Source organism: Ruminococcus flavefaciens, from assembly GCF_900119075.1.
Lineage (GTDB): Bacteria > Bacillota > Clostridia > Oscillospirales > Ruminococcaceae > Ruminococcus > Ruminococcus flavefaciens_Q.
Window position 1 is genome coordinate 14125 of sequence record NZ_FPIP01000001.1, and the last position, 17650, is coordinate 31774.

13 protein-coding genes and 2 tRNA genes are annotated in these 17650 nt (G+C 48.5%); 9 read left to right on the forward strand and 6 right to left on the reverse strand.

The window, feature by feature from the left end; all coding sequences use genetic code 11:
- The first annotated feature begins 36 nt into the window (after positions 1–36).
- Entirely contained in the window at positions 37–1521 is a 1485-nt protein-coding gene (locus BT105_RS00065) for an MATE family efflux transporter (RefSeq protein WP_081367733.1), read from the forward strand.
- 503 nt (positions 1522–2024) lie between these two features.
- Here BT105_RS00065 and BT105_RS00070 read toward each other — a convergent pair.
- Together BT105_RS00070 and BT105_RS00075 are read right to left on the reverse strand one after the other, a co-directional pair.
- Positions 2025–3611: a DUF1653 domain-containing protein gene (locus tag BT105_RS00070; protein WP_143186515.1), complete on the reverse strand. Its 1587-nt coding sequence runs from the start codon at positions 3609–3611 to the stop codon at positions 2025–2027.
- A 22-nt stretch (positions 3612–3633) separates the two neighbouring features.
- On the reverse strand, positions 3634–4236 hold the full coding sequence (locus BT105_RS00075) for an HD domain-containing protein (protein ID WP_072298857.1): 603 nt from the start codon (positions 4234–4236) through the stop codon (positions 3634–3636).
- A gap of 353 nt (positions 4237–4589) precedes the next feature.
- On the opposite strand from BT105_RS00075, the gene guaA reads away from it, so the two are divergent.
- A complete protein-coding gene (guaA, locus tag BT105_RS00080; protein WP_072298858.1) occupies positions 4590–6143 on the forward strand; it encodes a glutamine-hydrolyzing GMP synthase in 1554 nt (517 codons plus the stop codon).
- Positions 6144–6515: 372 nt separating this feature from the next.
- Here the strand turns inward: guaA and BT105_RS00085 are convergent.
- The 3 genes from BT105_RS00085 to BT105_RS00095 all read right to left on the reverse strand — a co-directional run bounded on the left by BT105_RS00085 (position 6516) and on the right by BT105_RS00095 (position 7640).
- Positions 6516–6588, reverse strand: a tRNA-Ala gene (locus BT105_RS00085).
- 142 nt (positions 6589–6730) lie between these two features.
- Positions 6731–6814: transfer RNA gene (locus tag BT105_RS00090), tRNA-Leu, on the reverse strand.
- Positions 6815–6887: 73 nt separating this feature from the next.
- Positions 6888–7640, reverse strand: a complete 753-nt coding sequence (locus tag BT105_RS00095; protein ID WP_177243896.1) for an amidohydrolase family protein — start codon at positions 7638–7640, stop codon at positions 6888–6890.
- 170 nt (positions 7641–7810) lie between these two features.
- Between BT105_RS00095 and BT105_RS00100 the strand changes: the two genes are divergently transcribed.
- Together BT105_RS00100 and BT105_RS00105 are read left to right on the forward strand one after the other, a co-directional pair.
- On the forward strand, positions 7811–9112 hold the full coding sequence (locus BT105_RS00100; protein ID WP_072298860.1) for a GH25 family lysozyme: 1302 nt from the start codon (positions 7811–7813) through the stop codon (positions 9110–9112).
- A 375-nt stretch (positions 9113–9487) separates the two neighbouring features.
- A complete protein-coding gene (locus BT105_RS00105; protein WP_242940073.1) occupies positions 9488–10273 on the forward strand; it encodes an AraC family transcriptional regulator in 786 nt (261 codons plus the stop codon).
- A gap of 411 nt (positions 10274–10684) precedes the next feature.
- Here the strand turns inward: BT105_RS00105 and BT105_RS00110 are convergent, their stop codons facing one another.
- Entirely contained in the window at positions 10685–12376 is a 1692-nt protein-coding gene (locus tag BT105_RS00110) for a bifunctional diguanylate cyclase/phosphodiesterase (RefSeq protein WP_072298862.1), read from the reverse strand.
- A gap of 336 nt (positions 12377–12712) precedes the next feature.
- Here BT105_RS00110 and aroB point away from each other — a divergent pair, with 336 nt between their 5' ends.
- From aroB to BT105_RS00135, 5 genes are all read left to right on the forward strand, one after another.
- Positions 12713–13753 (forward strand): 3-dehydroquinate synthase, encoded by a 1041-nt coding sequence (aroB, locus tag BT105_RS00115; RefSeq protein WP_072298863.1) that lies wholly within the window; start codon positions 12713–12715, stop codon positions 13751–13753.
- A gap of 2 nt (positions 13754–13755) precedes the next feature.
- Positions 13756–14988 carry a 3-phosphoshikimate 1-carboxyvinyltransferase gene (aroA, locus tag BT105_RS00120; protein WP_072298864.1) on the forward strand — a complete coding sequence of 411 codons (1233 nt, stop codon included), beginning with the start codon at positions 13756–13758 and terminating at the stop codon, positions 14986–14988.
- On the forward strand, positions 14969–16048 hold the full coding sequence (gene aroC / locus BT105_RS00125) for a chorismate synthase (RefSeq protein ID WP_072298865.1): 1080 nt from the start codon (positions 14969–14971) through the stop codon (positions 16046–16048). Before aroA ends, aroC begins: the two co-directional genes overlap by 20 nt.
- A gap of 11 nt (positions 16049–16059) precedes the next feature.
- On the forward strand, positions 16060–16653 hold the full coding sequence (locus BT105_RS00130; protein ID WP_028514495.1) for a DUF4364 family protein: 594 nt from the start codon (positions 16060–16062) through the stop codon (positions 16651–16653).
- 134 nt (positions 16654–16787) lie between these two features.
- Positions 16788–17642 (forward strand): patatin-like phospholipase family protein, encoded by an 855-nt coding sequence (locus tag BT105_RS00135; RefSeq protein WP_072298866.1) that lies wholly within the window; start codon positions 16788–16790, stop codon positions 17640–17642.
- The last annotated feature ends 8 nt before the right edge of the window (positions 17643–17650 follow it).

The window sequence follows — 17650 nt, forward strand, 5'->3', positions numbered from 1 at the left end:
AGGTATTTGATGTTTTAGAGAAAAGAAGGTTGTTATATGAATGAGAGAATTTATGGGGGAATGGCTTCAAGGACAGGCGGACCGCCCGAGGGTGTCGGAGGACCGCCCGAGGGTGTCGGAGGTCCGCCGCAGGGGGCAGGAGGTCCGCCTGAGGGTATGGGCAATCCTCTCGGATTTGTTCCTGTAGGCTCCCTTATGATGAAGTTCGCTATACCAAGTATCATAGGTATGCTGGTAAGCGCACTTTACAACATCGTCGACCAGTTGTTTATAGGCAATGCAATCGGTCCTCTGGGAAATGCGGCAACAGGTATCGCGTTCCCGTTTTCAACAGCCTGCATGGCAGTCGCACTGCTGTTCGGTATCGGCGGAGCTTCGTGCTTCAATCTTACCCTCGGTATGGGCGATAAGAAGAAAGCTCCGTATTTTGCGGGAAATGCGCTTTCCATGCTGGTCATTCTCGGAGTTATAATCTCGGCTGTTACGCTGATATTCCTGACGCCGCTCCTGAAATGCTTCGGAGCTTCGCCTGCGATACTGCCTTATGCAAAGGAATACGTAAGGTATACCGCATTGGGATTCCCGTTCCTGATACTCGGTACGGGCGGCGGACATATCGTCCGTGCGGACGGAAGTCCAAAGGTGACTATGATATGCAATATTTCGGGAGCTGTAGTAAATACTATCCTTGACGCCATATTCGTTCTCGGTCTCGGCTGGGGAATGAAGGGCGCGGCTATTGCAACAGTCATCGCACAGGTGGTATCTGCACTTATCGTAGTTATCTACTGCTTCAACTTCAAGACGGTATTCCTTTTCGGTTCACACCTTATACCGTCATTCAAGGTGGTAAGCCGTATCTGCTCTATCGGTATGGCTTCCTGCTTCAATCAGCTTGCTATCACCATAGTTCAGATAGTTCTCAATAACTCGCTGAAATACTACGGAGCTATGTCAAAGTACGGCTCTGATGATCCTATAGCGGTTGCAAGTATCGTCATGAAGGTCAATATGATAGTGTTCTCCATTGTCATAGGACTTGCGCAGGGTACTCAGCCTATCGAGAGCTTCAATTACGGCGCTCAGAAGTACGACCGTGTTAAGAGCGCGTTCTGGATGGCTGTCAAGGCAGGCGCAGGTATTTCGCTGATAGCATTTGTATGCTTCCAGCTGTTCCCGAGACAGATACTGGGATTCTTTGCGAACAATAACGCCAGCGAGGGCTATTACGAGTTCGGTTCAAAGTTCCTGAGAATATGCCTGTTCTTTACATGGCTGAACTGCTTACAGCCTATAATATCCACGTTCTTCACGTCCATAGGAAAGCCTGTAAAGGGCGTATTCCTGTCGCTGACAAGACAGATACTTTTCTTCATTCCGCTGTTAGTCGTTCTGCCGATGTTCTTCCAGATAGACGGCGTTACCTTTGCAGGACCTATCGCCGATCTTCTTTCGGCAACAGTTGCAATTCTCATGGCACGGGCTGAGTTCAAGGACATTCACGAGCGCGAGTGGATGTGATTTCAGTTATTAGTGAATAGTGATTAGCAGGGCTGCCTTTGGCAGCCCGTTTTGCTTGTAGTGGAGAGTTTTGCTCGCCCGTCATAATTACAATGTGTAGGGGCGATGCCTACATCGCCCCGTTGGTTTTACAAAAATTTGGCGGGCTGATGTGGGCATCAGCCCCTACAGATCAGAGTTCTGATTGCATCGAAAAAGCCCCGAAGCTTAACCGCAACACTTATATAGAAGCTTACAGTTAATTATGGGGGAAACCTTTCTGAGGAAAGGTTCTCCCCCATACCCCTTTCCAAAGACTTTTATCTGGTTTTTTCGCAGATAGGGCGCTTCTTAAATAAAAAAAGACCTGCAAAAATGCAGGTGCGCCCTATCTGTGAAAAAACAAAACGAAAGTTTTAGGGAGAGAGTTTGAGAGAAGCCCCTTTTTCAAAAGGGGTTCTCTCAATAATAATTATAAAACTTCTATATGAGTATCATGGTTAGCTTCGGGGCTTGAATCATATTCAGTCTATTTTAGTGAATCTTCTTTCTTCTCCTGCTTTCCCGATGAACATTGACTTGGGTCTGGCCCACACCTCGCCGTCCTTGAGGGACTTGTATATCACAAGCTCCTCCATGGTCTCGGTATGACGTGCAACAGCAAGGAGCTCATACTCGTTGCCCTTGAAGTGGCGGTACTTAGCACCTACAACTATCTCGGTGTCCTTGTCCTCAACAATGACTGCTTCCTCGGGTTCGTTGTTAACGATATCGTCTGCAACGATTATCATTGCAGAATAGGGAGCCATGCGCACAAATGCATTGCCGTTCTCAACCTGTATAGGAGTTGCTGTAAATACGTCTACAAGACCGCTCATGTGAGTCTGGAAGTTAAGGTCGAACTCGTAATCGCCGAGGTTGAGAGCTACGTATACAGTCTGCTCGCCCTGTATCTTTTTGAAGAGGAGCTGCTGATTGGTTATCATAATGCGCTCATAGCTGCCTGTTCTGAGGGCAGGGTATGCGCGGTATATCCGACCGAGTTTTACGATGTGGTGATAGAGGGAAACGTTTTCGCGCTCCATATCCTGTAAATGGAGACACGGGCGGAGAGCGTCGTCGGAGTTGTTCTCCTTGCGTCCCTCGATACCGTATTCACTGCCGTAGTAGATAGAGGGTATACCTGGCATGGTGTACATGAGAGTGTATACCAGCGGCAGGTGAGCGTTGTTGTGGAGAGTGCTTGCCAGACGATTTACGTCATGGTTGTCCACGAAGTTGTACAGGTCAAGGTTGCGGTAGATACCGCCGTTAGCGCCTGACTGTCTGTTGATTGAGTAATCTATCTCGAAGTAGTTTTTATCATTGTGTGATGACCATAGTCCCTTGTAGCATTCATAGTTTGTAACGCTGTCCAGCATCTCGGGGTTAGCCCAGCGGTTGTAGTCGCCGTGGATTATCTCGCCCATGAGCCAGAAATCAGGCTTCTTGCCCTTGCAGAAGCTTCTTATCCTCTTGAAGAAGTCGAAGTCTATGCAGTCTGCGGCGTCAAAGCGTATGCCGTCGATGTTGAAGGACTCTATCCAGTAGTTTATGGCGTCGATGATATGGTCGCAGACGCCTACATTGCGTAAATTGAGCTTAACAAGGTTGTAGTGACCGTTCCAGCCCTCATACCAGAACGGATCGCCGTAGGGGCTTGGTCCGCCGAAGTTGAGATTCTGGAACCAGCCGCAGTACTCAGAGCCCTGTCCCTTTTCCTGAACGTCCATGAACTGTGGGAATCTTCTGCCTACGTGGTTGAACACGCCGTCAAGAATGACGCGGATACCGTTTTCATGGAGCCTGTCGCAGATAAAGCGAAAAGAGTTGTTATCGCCGAGACGTCGGTCTATTTTCTTATAGTCTATGGTATCGTAGCCGTGCTCAACGGACTCGAAAACAGGTCCGAAGTAGACGGCGTCCACATTCATCTCCTTCAGGTGAGGTATCCAGTCCAGCACCTTATCAAGTCTGTAGGTCACATCTTCGCTCCCGTCGTTGAACTTGGGCGCACCACAGAATCCAAGAGGATAGATGTGATAGATAATGGCGTTATCGTACCAGTTCATAATAAAAACTCCTTACATTTATTTATTTTTCTGAGCCTTCCATATAGTAGGACGCCTCCATATCGGCCACGTTCAGTGCCAGAGCGAGTGGGTACATTTCAAGTGCCCTGCCGATCGAGTTTCTTTCTTCCGTTCCACCATATGAAAAACCCATATGATACCTTATTGCAAAGGCTTCTTCACGGGTGAGCCTGTTCTCGCCGTAGAAGTAGCCGGAGAGTATGTATACGGACTTTTCGCCGTGTCCGTAGGGGAGAGTGTCGTTTATAGCATAGTACGGGACCTTCTCCCATTGTCCCGTTGCGTCGCTTTTCTTGTTGCGCATTTCCACAGTGTAGAAGTTCACCTTGCATACATCATGGAGCAGAGCAACGATAGCGATCGTCTCCTCGGAGTAGTCCATACCGTAGAGTTCTTTAGTGCGGGGACGTGAGAGGTAGTCCTTGAGGCAGTGATAGACGTTGAGGCTGTGCTGAACGAGACCGCCCTCATATGAGCCGTGGAAACGGGTACTGCTTGGAGCTGTGAAGAAGTCGCTCTTTTCGAGAAACTCTAAAAGCTTGTCGGCGCCCTCGCGCTTGATGTTTTGCTTATATATGGTGATAAATTCTTCTTTTGCGGACATATTGAAACTCCTTCTGAAACTATATAAATATATTATACCACAAAGTGTAAGTAAATTCAATAGGCAGATATTATTTTTTTATTGAATTTTACTATAATTGGAAGTACAGCTTTTTTTGCGGCAAAAAAGCGCCCTCAGGGCTTGAAATTTTCTTTGAAATGTGTCATAATTAATAAGTAGAAAATGTAGGGAACGCCGCCCTCGGCGTTCCGAAAATGTTTTGTGTAGGGGCGGATGCCTACATCCGCCCGTTTTGATTTATATTATACTTGAACGGGGCGATGTGGGCATCGCCCCCTACATAAACAAAATACGGCGTCCGCTGCCGTAAAGCGGAAGTTAAGGAGGGACTTATGTCTAACCAGCTTTGTATCGTTCTCGATTTCGGCGGTCAGTACAACCAGCTCATTGCACGAAGAGTCCGTGAGTGCGGCGTTTACTGCGAGATCAAGAGATTTGACACTCCTATCAGCGAGCTTAAAGCGCTGAATCCTACCGCTATCATCTTCACAGGCGGTCCTAACAGCGTATATGATCCGAGCTCGCCCCATATCTCCAAGGAGATATTTGAGATAGGCGTGCCTATCCTCGGTATCTGCTACGGCTGCCAGCTCATGGCTTATACTCTCGGCGGCAAGGTGGAGAGCTGCGAAAAGAGCGAGTACGGCAAGATCGAGATATCACAGAACAGCAACAGCCTTATCTTCCGCGATGTTCCCGAAAAGAGCGTCGTATGGATGAGCCATACAGACTTTGTAAGCCAGCTTCCCGAGGGCTTCAGCGTTACTGCCAAGTCTGCGGACTGTCCATGTGCTGCATTTGAGGCTCCCGATAAGAAGCTCTACGCTGTACAGTTCCACCCCGAGGTAACTCACAGCGAATACGGAAAGCAGATACTCCATAACTTCCTTTACAATGTATGCGGCTGCACAGGCGACTGGGTAATGGATGACTTTATCGAGAATACAGTCAAGAAGCTCCGCGAGCAGATAGGCGACAAGAAGGTTATTCTCGGTCTGTCGGGCGGCGTTGACTCATCAGTAGCAGCGGGACTTCTCAGCCGCGCAGTAGGCAAGCAGCTCACCTGCGTTTTCGTAGATCAGGGACTCATGCGCAAGGACGAGGGCGACTTCGTCGAGGAGACCTTCACTAAGCTCTTCGATATGAACTTTGTCCGCGTAAACTGCAAGGACAAGTTCCTTGCGGCTCTCAAGGGCGTTACAGATCCCGAGCAGAAGCGAAAGATAATCGGCACTGAGTTCTACAACGTTTTCTGGGATAAGATAAGAGAGCAGGGAACAGACGGCTTCTTCGCACAGGGAACTATCTACCCTGACCGTATCGAGTCGGGCAGAGGCAATCAGGCAGGTCACGGCAGCACTGCTGTTATCAAGACTCACCACAATATGGTAAAAATGCCCGATGATATCAAGTTCGCAGGTACTATCGAGCCTCTCGGCGACCTCTTCAAGGACGAGGTAAGAGCAGTCGGCGAAAAGCTTGGCATACCTCATGACCTTGTATGGCGTCAGCCGTTCCCCGGTCCAGGTCTGGGAGTTCGTATAATCGGCGAGATAACCGAGGAAAAGATAAAGATCTTACAGGAAGCAGACGCGGTCTTCCGTGACGAGATACGCAAGAGCGGTATCGAAAGTGAGCTCAAGCAGTTCTTTGCAGTTCTTCCCGATGTCCGCACAGTTGGCGTTATGGGCGACCACCGTACATACGACCACCTTATCGCTATCCGTGCTGTAACTACCGACGACTTCATGACAGCCGACTGGGCAAGGATACCTTACGATGTGCTGGCTAAGGTTTCAAACCGCCTCTGCAACGAGGTCGAGCACGTCAACAGAGTAGTGTATGATATCACTTCAAAGCCCCCCGGAACTGTGGAGTGGGAATAATTCCCGAAGCGCTGCCAGCGGCAGAAGAAGCGAGGGAATTATTGCGCAGCGGTCGAAATATGCAAGCGAAAGCGAAGCAGATTTCGGGAACCGCAAGAGGGTACCGCTTCCCGAAGCGCTGCCAGCGGCAGAAGAAGCGAGGGAATTATTGCGCAGCGGTCGAAACATGCAAGCGAAAGCGAAGCAGATTTCGGGAATCGCAAGTGGATTTCGCTGAATAAAAAATCAAGAGCTGACCTTTATGGTCAGCTCTTTTTTTATATAGTGATTACATTATAACACATTAATTGTGAATAAATCTATCAAAGCATTGCCCCGAAAAACTGTGAAATAAACAAACACCCCAGAAAAACCTGAGGTGGATTCTGCGAGTGGACTCGAAGGGGATCGAACCCTCGGCCTCTGCGTTGCGAACGCAGCGCTCTCCCAACTGAGCTACGAGCCCGTAAAACAAATATTATAACCATTTACATTATATCACGCCGTGGTGTTCAAGTCCATGAAAGACTATGAAAGTTTACAGTTTGTTCATATTTTGCGGAGATAAAAAATCGCCTCAGTTTTACTGAGACGATTGCTTCTTGAAGTGCCGATGGCGGGGGTCGAACCCGCACGGTGTTGCCACCAACGGATTTTGAGTCCGTCACGTCTGCCAATTCCATCACATCGGCTTAAATATAACATATCAATTATATCAAATCGGCAGTAAAAAGTCAAGAGCGGAACGGCAAATTTTATTTTTATTCAGATTTTATATACTCCGAGGGCGTTTTCGTACATGAAAAGCTCACGCTGTTTCGGCGTGATATCGAGGCTTGCGGCAAAGTCAAGGTGGACTTTCTCGGAGCAGCTTCCGAAGTCGGAGCCGAATATGAAACGCTCGGGCATGGCGGATATGGCAGCTTCAAGAGCTGTTTTTATCTTCGGACAGATACGTGAGTCATCTGCTACCGATGAAGTATCGAACCAGACATTTCCGCAGTCTTTAAGAGTTACGAAGCACTGCTCCAGCTCGGGATAGAAGCAGTGGCAGTAAACGAACCTGTTCTGAGGACGGATCTGTGCGAGTTCCTTCATCTTATCGGGAGCTGAATACTGCGTATTATCCCAGCCTGTGTGGAAAAGTACAGGCACTTCGAACTCTGCGGCAAGGTCATAGACAGGGGAGAGCACATGGTCGGTGCAGTAAAAGCTCTCGTGTCCCGTATAGAGCTTCAGACCGATGATATCGCCCCTTTCAAGGAGCTCCCTGCACAGACTGAGCTGCTGTTCATAGCTGATAAAAGGACTTATACCTGCGATGACCTTTATAATATCGCTGTTCCTGAAAAGCTCCGCGCAGTCGCGCACCGAGCCGATAACGCTTTCAAGCTCGGAATCAGCGATAACTATGCCCTTGTCAACGCCGTTTCTGCGGAGCTCCGCTATAAGGGCTTCTTTTTTTGCGCTTAAATCGGGATAGTCAACGGGGAGGTGCAAATGTGAATCTATTACCATAAACAATATCCTTTCGGCAGAAATCATTAGTTCTGCGTAAAATATAGCACGTTTCGGCGTCAAAGTCAAGCTTTTCCTTTACATTTTTGTCGATTTGTGTTATAATATAATTTATGATTTTAAAATATTAATTTCCTGAAAGCTGACAGCTCGGGAATGAAAGGTATAACATGAAACTAAAATATATAGTAATGTTCTCGGCAGCGCTGTGCCTGCTTACAGGCTGCGGCGGCAAAAAGGTCTCAACATCTTCCGAAAGCGCCAAAGCTTCTTCAAGTACGGTCACAACCACTGTTACGACCACAACAACTGCTGTATCGACAACGACTGCTGTCACCACTACAAAGCCAAAATGCGATCCGCCCAAAGACCTTGTGCTCAAGGGACTTGATTCCGTTGAGGTCTATGAGGATATCTCCCTTGACAGCTTTATCACGGAGAAAAACGTTGATTTGAAGGACGGCTCGGTGAAGCTTAACACCTCCGATACGGGAGTTTTCGAGGTGGAGGTGCCGTATATCTACAACGGCTGTGAGTTTACTCAGAAGCTGCAATATTCCGTAATGGATACGACTCCGCCTGTGGTACTAAATGCAGGCTGGGAGCCAAATCACAAGGTAGGAACGCCATTTGACCTCAATGATTATGTGGGATTTGCGGATAATTTCGACAGTAACCCCGTTCTTACATTCACGGGCGATATCGATCCCGACAAGGTGGGACTTTATCCGCTGACTGCCACTGTTACGGACAGCTCGGGAAACTTCACGACATGGGATCTGAAAATATGTGTGCTGAATGAAGTTCCACGTCCTGTTGACGATAATCCGAGAGTGAACTACAGCGACTTTATCGCTCAGTATAACAGAGACGGAGTACGCTTCGGAATAGACGTTTCGGCATGGCAGACCGATGTGGACTACAACGCTGTCAAGGCGGCTGGGTGCAGCTTCGTTATAATCCGCGTGGGCTACTTCTACAGCGAGATAAAAATGGACGATTATTTCCGCGAGAATATCAAGAACGCCACCGAAGCAGGTCTCGATGTGGGAGTTTATTTCTACACCACCGATAATACTCAGGAGGGCGTCCGCGAGCACGCTCGCTGGATAGCGGAGCAGGTCAAGGGTTATGAGCTGCAAATGCCTGTTGTGTTCGACTGGGAGGAGTTTGCTAACTTCCAGAAATACCACATGAGCATAAAGGATATCAACGACGTTTACATGGCGTTTGCCGACGAGGTCGAGAAGTGCGGCTACAAGGCTATGCTCTACAGCAGCAAGAACTTCCTCAATAATATCTGGAACGAGGAAACAAAGGCTTCTCACCCTGTATGGCTGGCACATTTCATTGACGAGACCGACTATGACGGCGAGTACGCTATCTGGCAGGCGAGTGCCTACGGTCATATCCCAGGCATAAACGGCGATGTGGACATGGATATCCAGTATCTTGACAAAAAAATAGACTGACGCAGGGGCGGATAGTATCCGCCCTTTCTTTTTGTGTATTTTAAAAAAAATATCTGCCGCAAAGAAATAAATATATCACTTTTGTGCTGAAAGTTCTTGACAGCTTTTCGCACAATATGCTATAATGAATGAAACGCATTCATTATAATTGCTCTAAATGCCCTTGCAGATACGCAAATCACAGATTTGCTCCCTGCAATCGGGCGCTTATAGCATAACGCTTCGCTTTTATGCTATAAGCGGCGAGCCGCCGCAGCCTTTTTCGCGCTGAAGCTATAAAAAAACGCAAGTTTTTGCCGCGAATAATACTCATTTCGTACTTTTATGCTATAATTTATTTTAAAGAAAGATAAAGAGGAGTGCATCACTTTGAGAATGGTCGAAATAGGATACAATCACAGACACGGCAGGAGCTTCTGCATAGACCGTCCCGACGGCACAGACAACTGGCTCATGCTCATCGTAAAAACACCCGTACACTTCAGGATAGACGGCAGGGAGATACGTACGACCTCCCATTCGTTTATCATTTACCGTCCCAATACACCCCAGTATTACTATCCTGCCAGCAATGAATACTTCGATGACTGGATGCATTTTTACCCCGACGAGGACGAGCAGAGAATGATGAGTGAGCTGAATATCCCGCTGGACAGACCTGTGGAGATAGGCGATATTACCGAGATGTCGTCCATGATACGCAGTATGTGCTTCGAGCATTATTCGGGCAATCAGTACAGGACAAACAGCATAGACCTGTATTTCAGACTGCTTATGTTCAAGATCTCGGAAAAGCTGAGGAAAAAAGAGGCTTTCCCGAACAGGTCAGAGGGGATATACTCCGAAAAGCTCCTGTGGATACGCAAGTCTATCTATCGCTGGCCGAGCCGTGATTATTCCATTGACGATATGGCAAAGGAACTCTCGCTGAGCCGCTCACGTTTTCAGCATCTGTACACCGAGACCTTCGGCGTCAGCGTAAACAGGGACGTCATCACAAGCCGACTGAACAAGGCGGCGGAGCTTCTCAAGACTACAGACCTGTCCGTAAAGGACGTGGGAATTAACGTGGGCTACGGCAATACATCGTATTTTGTAAAGGCGTTCGGCAATTTCTACGGACTTACCCCATTGCAGTACAGACAGGCGGAAATGAAATAACAAAGAGGGAGTGATGATATCACTCCATTTTTATAATAATTTGATGTCCCTCTGAAGGGGATTCCAAAGGGACTGTGTTCCTTTGGCAGAGTGACTCCCCATAAGATGGGGAGATGTCCGAAGGACAGAGGGGACGTACCGGTAAGGTCAGAGGCGGCGCCTCTGGCAGGGTTCGGGGCAGAGCCCTGATATCGTTAGGTGCTCCTAACAGGAGCGAGTACCCTCTGTCAGCTACGCTGACATCTCCCTGTACTACAGGGAGTCACCGCAAGGGTGAATTAAAAAAAAACAGTCCGGCGGACTGTTTTTTTAAGAGGGTGACTCCCCACGGGGTGGGGAGATGTCGCAACGCGACAGAGGGGACGGACCCGATTAGGGGGCCCTGCAAGTGAGGGCGTCCCTTGTTTGCAATTATTTATTATAGATGAAACTGTCATTGATACGTGTCTCGAACTCCGCAACGGGCAAAGGTCTGTCAAAGTAGAAGCCCTGCGCCAGATTACAGCCGTTGGAGCTAAGCAGATTTACCTGCTCGATAGTCTCAACGCCCTCGGATATGCATTCAAGACCTATTTCCTGCGTCATAGCGACAATATACTTGAACATTATGGTCTTTTGCATATAATTCTCTGTCTTGTGGTCGGGGAGCAGGCTCTTGTCAAGCTTTACAACGTCCCACGGTATCTCTTTAAGGAGATTCAGCGAGGAATAACCAGTTCCGAAGTCGTCGACTGCTGTTGAGAGCCCAAGCTCCTGCAAGCCGCTGATTATGCGCTTTAAGTCCTTGAATTCCACATCGGTGGTGGTCTCGGTGAGCTCTATCTCGATATATTCGTGTGGAACACTATGCCTGTCGATTATTTCGGTTATATGCTGGAGCAGGTCCATATCCGAAAGATGACGGCGCGAGAGATTTACCGATACCCTGACAACGTTTTGTCCGCTGTCCAGCCACCTGCGTATATCACGGCACACCGAGTCGAGCATATAGAAATCCAGTTTGCAGATATCGCGTCCCTGTTCAAGAACGGGGATAAAGTCTATAGGCGGAACGAGCCTGCCGTTATGGAGCCAGCGGCACAGCGCCTCTGCGCCTACAACGCGGCGCTGGTCTATATCCACCTTGGGTTGGTAGTATACGAGGAACTCCCTGTCCTCAAGAGCCCTCGGGAAACAGGCTGTTATCTCGTTATTGCGCTTGGTACGCGCAAGGAGAGCGTCATCGAAGTACACCACGTCCTGCTTTGACGAGCCCTTTGCAAGGTGAAAAGCCATGCTTACTCTGTCCATGATATCCGTGGGCAGGATAAAGCTGTCCATATCGGGGATAACGTAGACTCCGGCAGTGGCTGACAGCAGTATTCTTTCGCCCTTTGCCTCGTCATAGACTATGCCCGTGCCGTTGAGAAGCCGCAGTATAGTCGGGAGCTTTTCCTGTTTTATGAGGGTAATGAAGTTATCTCCGCCGATACGACAGACGTTTTCGTATTCGTCGTCGAGCTGGTCAGCTATAAGTGAGATGAACTTCTTCATTACCATAGTGCCCTTTTCTCTGCCTATCTGCTGATTGACGAGGGAAAAGCGCTTTAAATTGAAGTAAACGGCGGTATATTCGTCCACTCGTTCAGCTTTATAGAGTATTTTGATACACTTCATGAACTGGCGCAGATTGAACATATCCAGCTCTGTATCAAAGAAGGTCAGGTGATGAGCTATGCCGATAAGTCGGCTTTTGGCATGGCTGAAGGTGAGGATATCAAGCAGGACATCTATCCTGTGTTCCTCAGTTCTGTCCCATGAATAGTCGTCGGAAGACCATATCCTGTAGACAGCGATATTTTCGTCACCTGTAGTAAATCGTTTGTTTAAGCAGACATCGTTCTCGTGCACCTTATGCCTTCTGCCGTAAAAGCAGAAATACTTGTAGATATTCAGGTGCTCGGCAGCCTCGTTATCGTAGGCGTACATCTCTATCTTGATTATATTCAGGACAGAGCAGATGCCCTCCAGAGCGGGGGTGATGTCGGAGTTGAGTGTGTCGGGATATTTTTGCAGATCTGATATGAAGTTTTCCAGTGCGGTCAGATAATCAAGTTTTTTCATACATATCCCCTCCGATCAGATAAAACATCTGTCAGATTTATATAAATTTACACCAACATTATATCACAGCGGCAGCTTTCAGTGATTGACATTCTGTGAACTCATTGTTAAATTTGCGGCGAACACCTAAATTTCATGAATAAATTTAGCATTAATGCACAATAAACACTCAGAATCGTCTGCTGGGAGCCGTTAATAAGGTGACATATTAAATTTCATCGGGTAAAATCTTTAAAGCAGAAAAGTGTTGACAGTTATAATAGTATATGGTATAATTTTTTCTGAAGTATAACGCCGCGTAAATGCGGCGCTGCATAATCTAACGGAGGCGTTGATATGAAGAAAATAAGCGTAAAAACCAGCCGCCCTTATGAGGTACTCATCGAGCGCGGCGCTCTTGCAAAGAGCGGAGAATACATCGCGCAGGTGACAGGCTCAAGAAAGGCTGCTATAATAACTGATGACAATGTGGAGAAGTATCATCTCCCCACAGTTCTGGATTCTATGAAAAAGGCAGGCTTTGAGTGCTCGGTTTACGCTTTTCCTCACGGCGAGCAGTCAAAATGCCTCGAAAATTTAGGCAATATCTTCGATTTTCTCTGCGACAGCGGCATAACAAGAAGCGACATCGTTGTTGCTCTCGGCGGCGGAGTTGTAGGCGATATCACAGGCTTTGCGGCTGCTTCATATCTCCGCGGAGTCGATTTCGTACAGATACCCACTACTCTCCTTGCACAGGTGGATTCATCTGTTGGCGGCAAGACTGCCATTGATATAAAGGGCGGCAAGAATCTGGTAGGCGCTTTCAAGCAGCCTGCTCTGGTCATCTGCGACAGCGACACCCTGAAAACTCTCCCCGAGGAGGTTCTTTCCGAGGGCATGGGCGAGTGCATAAAGTACGGCATGATTCGTGACGGTAAGCTTTTTGAGCTCATGGAGTCCCACGACCTTGACACAGTTGACGATATAATGGACGAAATGGTATACAAGTGTGTGGATATCAAGCGTCAGGTAGTTGAAAACGACGAGTTCGACAGGGGAGAGCGCATGATCCTCAACTTCGGTCATACTCTCGGTCACGCCTTGGAGGGCTGGCATAAATATACTGGAATATCTCACGGCGCAGGAGTTGCCGCAGGTATGTGCATGATAACCGATAAGCTTGCACCTCAGCTTTCTGACAGGCTCAAAAAGTGCTGTGCGGCATATAAGCTCCCCACAGGCAGCGATATCCCTATGAGCGAGCTTCTGCCATTCTGCTCAAAGGACAAGAAAAACGAGAAGAAGGACATAAATTACATAATCTGCAAGGAGATCGGCAAGTGCGAGATAGTTAAGGTGCCTTTCACCGAATTCTGCCGACTTATGGAGGGCTGAGCATGGATATAAGGATAAGCCCGTCAAAGCTTCGCGGCGACCTCAGCGTGCCTGCCTCAAAAAGCTGCGCTCACCGCTCCATTATCTGCGCCGCTTTAGCTGAGGGAGTTTCACACCTCAGCGGCGTTACAATGTCAAAGGACATCGAGGCTACAATAGGCGCAATGACAGCTCTCGGAGCTGAATTTACCGTGAACGGCGGCGATATCACCGTAAAGGGAGCAGGAGGCAGAAAAGCTCAGGACTGCGTTATCGACTGCAACGAGAGCGGTTCTACGCTGCGCTTCATAATCCCAATAGCAGCGGCTCTTGGCACCAATACGGAGTTCCGCGGCAGAGGAAGACTGCCCCAGCGACCTATCGACATATTTATCCGTGAGCTGGGCAAAAATGGTGTTAGCTTCGGTTATCAGAATACTATGCCATTTACTGTATCAGGCGGTCTTAAAAGCGGCAGATTCGAGATAGAGGGCGACGTGTCCTCGCAGTTCATCACGGGACTTCTCTTTGCACTTCCGCTTCTTGACGGAGATTCGGACATAGTGCTCACATCTCACCTCGAATCCCGTCCATATGTTGATATTACCATTGATACTCTGCGAAGATTCGGCGTTTCCGTTACCGAGACAGAGGAGGGCTTCCGCGTAAAGGGCGGTCAGAGATACATCGCAAGAGACGAGCATATCGAGGGCGATTATTCTCAGGCGGCGTTCTTCTGTGTGGCAAACGCTCTCGGCTCTGAGGTAAAGCTCCATAATCTTGTGGAAAACAGCGTTCAGGGCGACAAGAAAATCCTTGAAATTATCAGCGATATGTGTTATAATGGCAATATCGGACACTACAGAGCCGACTGCTCGGATATCCCCGACCTTGTACCAATTCTGGCTGTTCTGGGAGCCTTCGGCAGCGGCGATTCGGTAATATATAATGCAAAACGACTTAAAATAAAGGAAAGTGACCGTCTGCAAACAACAGCTGCTCTGCTGAATAATCTCGGCGGCAGTGTTGATATAACAGACGACGGACTTATTATCCACCCCACAGGAGCTATGCACGGCGGTACTGTTGACAGCTTCGGCGACCACAGGATAGTCATGGCAGCTGCCATCGCGGCTACCGCTATCGACGGCGAGGTCATTATCAAGGGCGCTGAGGCGGCGGAAAAGTCCTATCCTGCTTTCTTTGACGACTACAGAAAACTCGGAGGTAAGGCAAATGTCATCATTCTGGAATAATAGGATATCTGTGTCCATGTTCGGCGAAGCTCACGGACCTGCTATAGGCGTTACAGTGGATAATCTCCCCTCTGGAGAGTATATCGACGCCGAGGAGCTCGCTCGTTTCATGGCAAGAAGATATCTTGGCGGCAGCGCACCTGCTGTGAATTCCATGCCCCACATCATGTCGGGCATATTCAAGGACCGTACTACAGGTACTCCGCTGTGCGCTTTTCTCCAGAATCCCGATACATCTGCTCCTCAGCACGATAACCTCGACAGCCTTGCCCGTCCGGGACACGCCGACTATACGGGCACTATGCGCTACAGAGGCTTCAACGACGTCCGTGACGGCGGACATTTTTCCGACAGACTTACAGCTCCGCTTTGCTTTGCAGGAGCTGTCTGCGCCCAGATACTTGAAAGGCGCGGAATATACACAGGAGCTCATATACTCCAGATACACAATATCAAGGACAACCCCTTTGACCCCGTGAATATCACCCGTGACGGCATTCTCAGCGTCAGGGAAAAGGATTTCCCCGTTATCAACGACCGCAAGGGCTGGGCTATGATAGAGGATATCAACAAGGCTCACGAGGGCGGCGAGTCCCTCGGCGGCGTCATCGAGTGCGCGGCTGTCAATGTTCCTGCCGGTATAGGTTCGCCTATATTCGACGGACTTGAAAACAATATCGCTCAGCTGGTATTCGGTATCCCAAACGTCCGCGGACTTGAGTTCGGAGCAGGCTTCCTTTCCGCAAAAATGGTGGGCAGCCAGAACAACGACGAATTCTACGTAAACGACCACGGTCACGTTCTCACAAAGACCAACAACCACGGCGGCATACTTGGCGGTATATCTTCGGGAATGCCTATAACTCTCAGAGTTGCTTTCAAGCCCTCTGAGTACGTTGCAGGTCAGCAGGAGGCTGTGAATTACCGCGATATGACCAGCGAGACCGTTGAGAGCGTAAAGCATATCCCTTGCAATGTGCCCTCGGCAGTACCGTGTGTAGAGGCTGCGGTGAATATCGCCCTTCTCTCGCATATGCTGGATTATCCTAATTTTTGTTAAGGTGACATATCATGCAGGACGAAAATATCATGAAAATGGCAGAGCGTGCCGATACCGAGATAAAGGATATCCCCACGCTGAATATACTGCTGTGCTATCTGCTCTATAAAATAGACCGTCCCGTCAGTCCCGACCAGCTCTATGACATAGCTATCGGAACGGGGATAATCAATTATTTCTACTATCAGGACTCTATCGGATATCTGCTGAAAAACGGGCTCATAGTTCTTGAAAAGGACGAAAATGATACCGAGAAGTACGTTCTCCAGCCCAAGGGCAGGGAGTGCGCAAAGCAGCTGAAAAACTACGCTCCCAAGTCCTACAGGGACAAGCTGGTGCTGGCGGCGCTTCGCTATTTTGCCCGTATCAAGTACGAAAAAGAGCTGAAGATAGAGTACGAGCCTGTAGGCAACGGCTACTATGTTCGTGTAAGGTGTATCGACAATACCTTTGACCTTATGGACCTGAGACTGTATGCTCCCGATATGACGCAGGCGAAGCTCATAGGCGAGAAGATACTTCTCAATCCTGCGGGCTTTTACGGAAAGGTCATCGAGGTGGCTCTTTCAAATGAGGAGCAGCCCTACGACCTCAGCGACAATTGACAACATAAGGAGCTGTTTTCCGCAGCTCCTTTCTAATTAGTTTTTAGTGATTAGTTATTAGTGCATAGTTTGGCTGCTTTTTTTCTAATCACTAAGCACTGATCACTAATAACTTGTAAAAAAGGGAGAAAGAGATGAAATACGGACTTGTACTTGAGGGCGGCGCTATGCGCGGACTTTTTACCGCAGGCGTTATTGACGTCTTCATGGAAAACGGGATAACATTTGACGCGGCTGTGGGAGTCTCCGCAGGAGCGGCTTTCGGCTGCAACTACAAATCGGGACAGATACGACGCGCTATCCGCTATAATACGCGATTCTGCAAGGATAAACGCTATTGCAGCGTGAACTCCCTCATAAAGACGGGAGATATGTTCGGCGGCGAGTTCTGCTACCACACTGTTCCCGACAAGCTTGATTTAGTGGACGTTGAGACATTCAACAACTCGCCTATGGACTTCTGGGTTGTATGCACCGATATCACCACAGGCAAGGCGATATATCACAAGTGCGGACATATCTGTTATGACGAGATGGAATGGTTCCGCGCCTCAGCTTCAATGCCTCTTGCAGCCCGTATCGTTGAGGTGGGCGGATACAGAATGCTTGACGGCGGTATTGCCGACTCTATACCACTGAAATTTATGGAGAGCCGCGGCTGTGAAAAAAATGTAGTCATCGTAACTCAGCCCCGTGACTATGTCAAGAAGCCGGCAGGCGCTCAGAAGCTCATAAAGCTGAAATATCATAAGTATCCCGAGCTTAGGAAGGCTATAGCCAACCGCCACAAGATGTACAACGGTGAGCTGAAGTATATCCGTTCAGCTGAGGAAGCAGGCAGGGCATTTGTTATAGCTCCGCCCGAGGCGCTGCCTATAGGGCATATCGAGCACGATCCCGAGGTAATGCTGGAGGTCTACCGCATAGGCAGGCGTATCGCCAACGAAAATCTTGAAGCGGTGAAAGAATTTCTTGAATTAAATTCGTAATAAGTAAT

Coding starts and splice junctions, on each gene's coding strand:
- BT105_RS00135 (WP_072298866.1), top strand. CDS start 16,788: ATGAAATACGGACTTGTACTTGAGGGCGGCGCTATGCGCGGACTTTTT.
- BT105_RS00105 (WP_242940073.1), top strand. CDS start 9,488: ATGGTCGAAATAGGATACAATCACAGACACGGCAGGAGCTTCTGCATA.
- aroC (WP_072298865.1), top strand. CDS start 14,969: ATGTCATCATTCTGGAATAATAGGATATCTGTGTCCATGTTCGGCGAA.
- BT105_RS00095 (WP_177243896.1), bottom strand. CDS start 7,640: ATGGTAATAGATTCACATTTGCACCTCCCCGTTGACTATCCCGATTTA.
- BT105_RS00110 (WP_072298862.1), bottom strand. CDS start 12,376: ATGAAAAAACTTGATTATCTGACCGCACTGGAAAACTTCATATCAGAT.
- BT105_RS00130 (WP_028514495.1), top strand. CDS start 16,060: ATGCAGGACGAAAATATCATGAAAATGGCAGAGCGTGCCGATACCGAG.
- guaA (WP_072298858.1), top strand. CDS start 4,590: ATGTCTAACCAGCTTTGTATCGTTCTCGATTTCGGCGGTCAGTACAAC.
- BT105_RS00070 (WP_143186515.1), bottom strand. CDS start 3,611: ATGAACTGGTACGATAACGCCATTATCTATCACATCTATCCTCTTGGA.
- BT105_RS00065 (WP_081367733.1), top strand. CDS start 37: ATGAATGAGAGAATTTATGGGGGAATGGCTTCAAGGACAGGCGGACCG.
- BT105_RS00075 (WP_072298857.1), bottom strand. CDS start 4,236: ATGTCCGCAAAAGAAGAATTTATCACCATATATAAGCAAAACATCAAG.
- aroB (WP_072298863.1), top strand. CDS start 12,713: ATGAAGAAAATAAGCGTAAAAACCAGCCGCCCTTATGAGGTACTCATC.
- aroA (WP_072298864.1), top strand. CDS start 13,756: ATGGATATAAGGATAAGCCCGTCAAAGCTTCGCGGCGACCTCAGCGTG.
- BT105_RS00100 (WP_072298860.1), top strand. CDS start 7,811: ATGAAACTAAAATATATAGTAATGTTCTCGGCAGCGCTGTGCCTGCTT.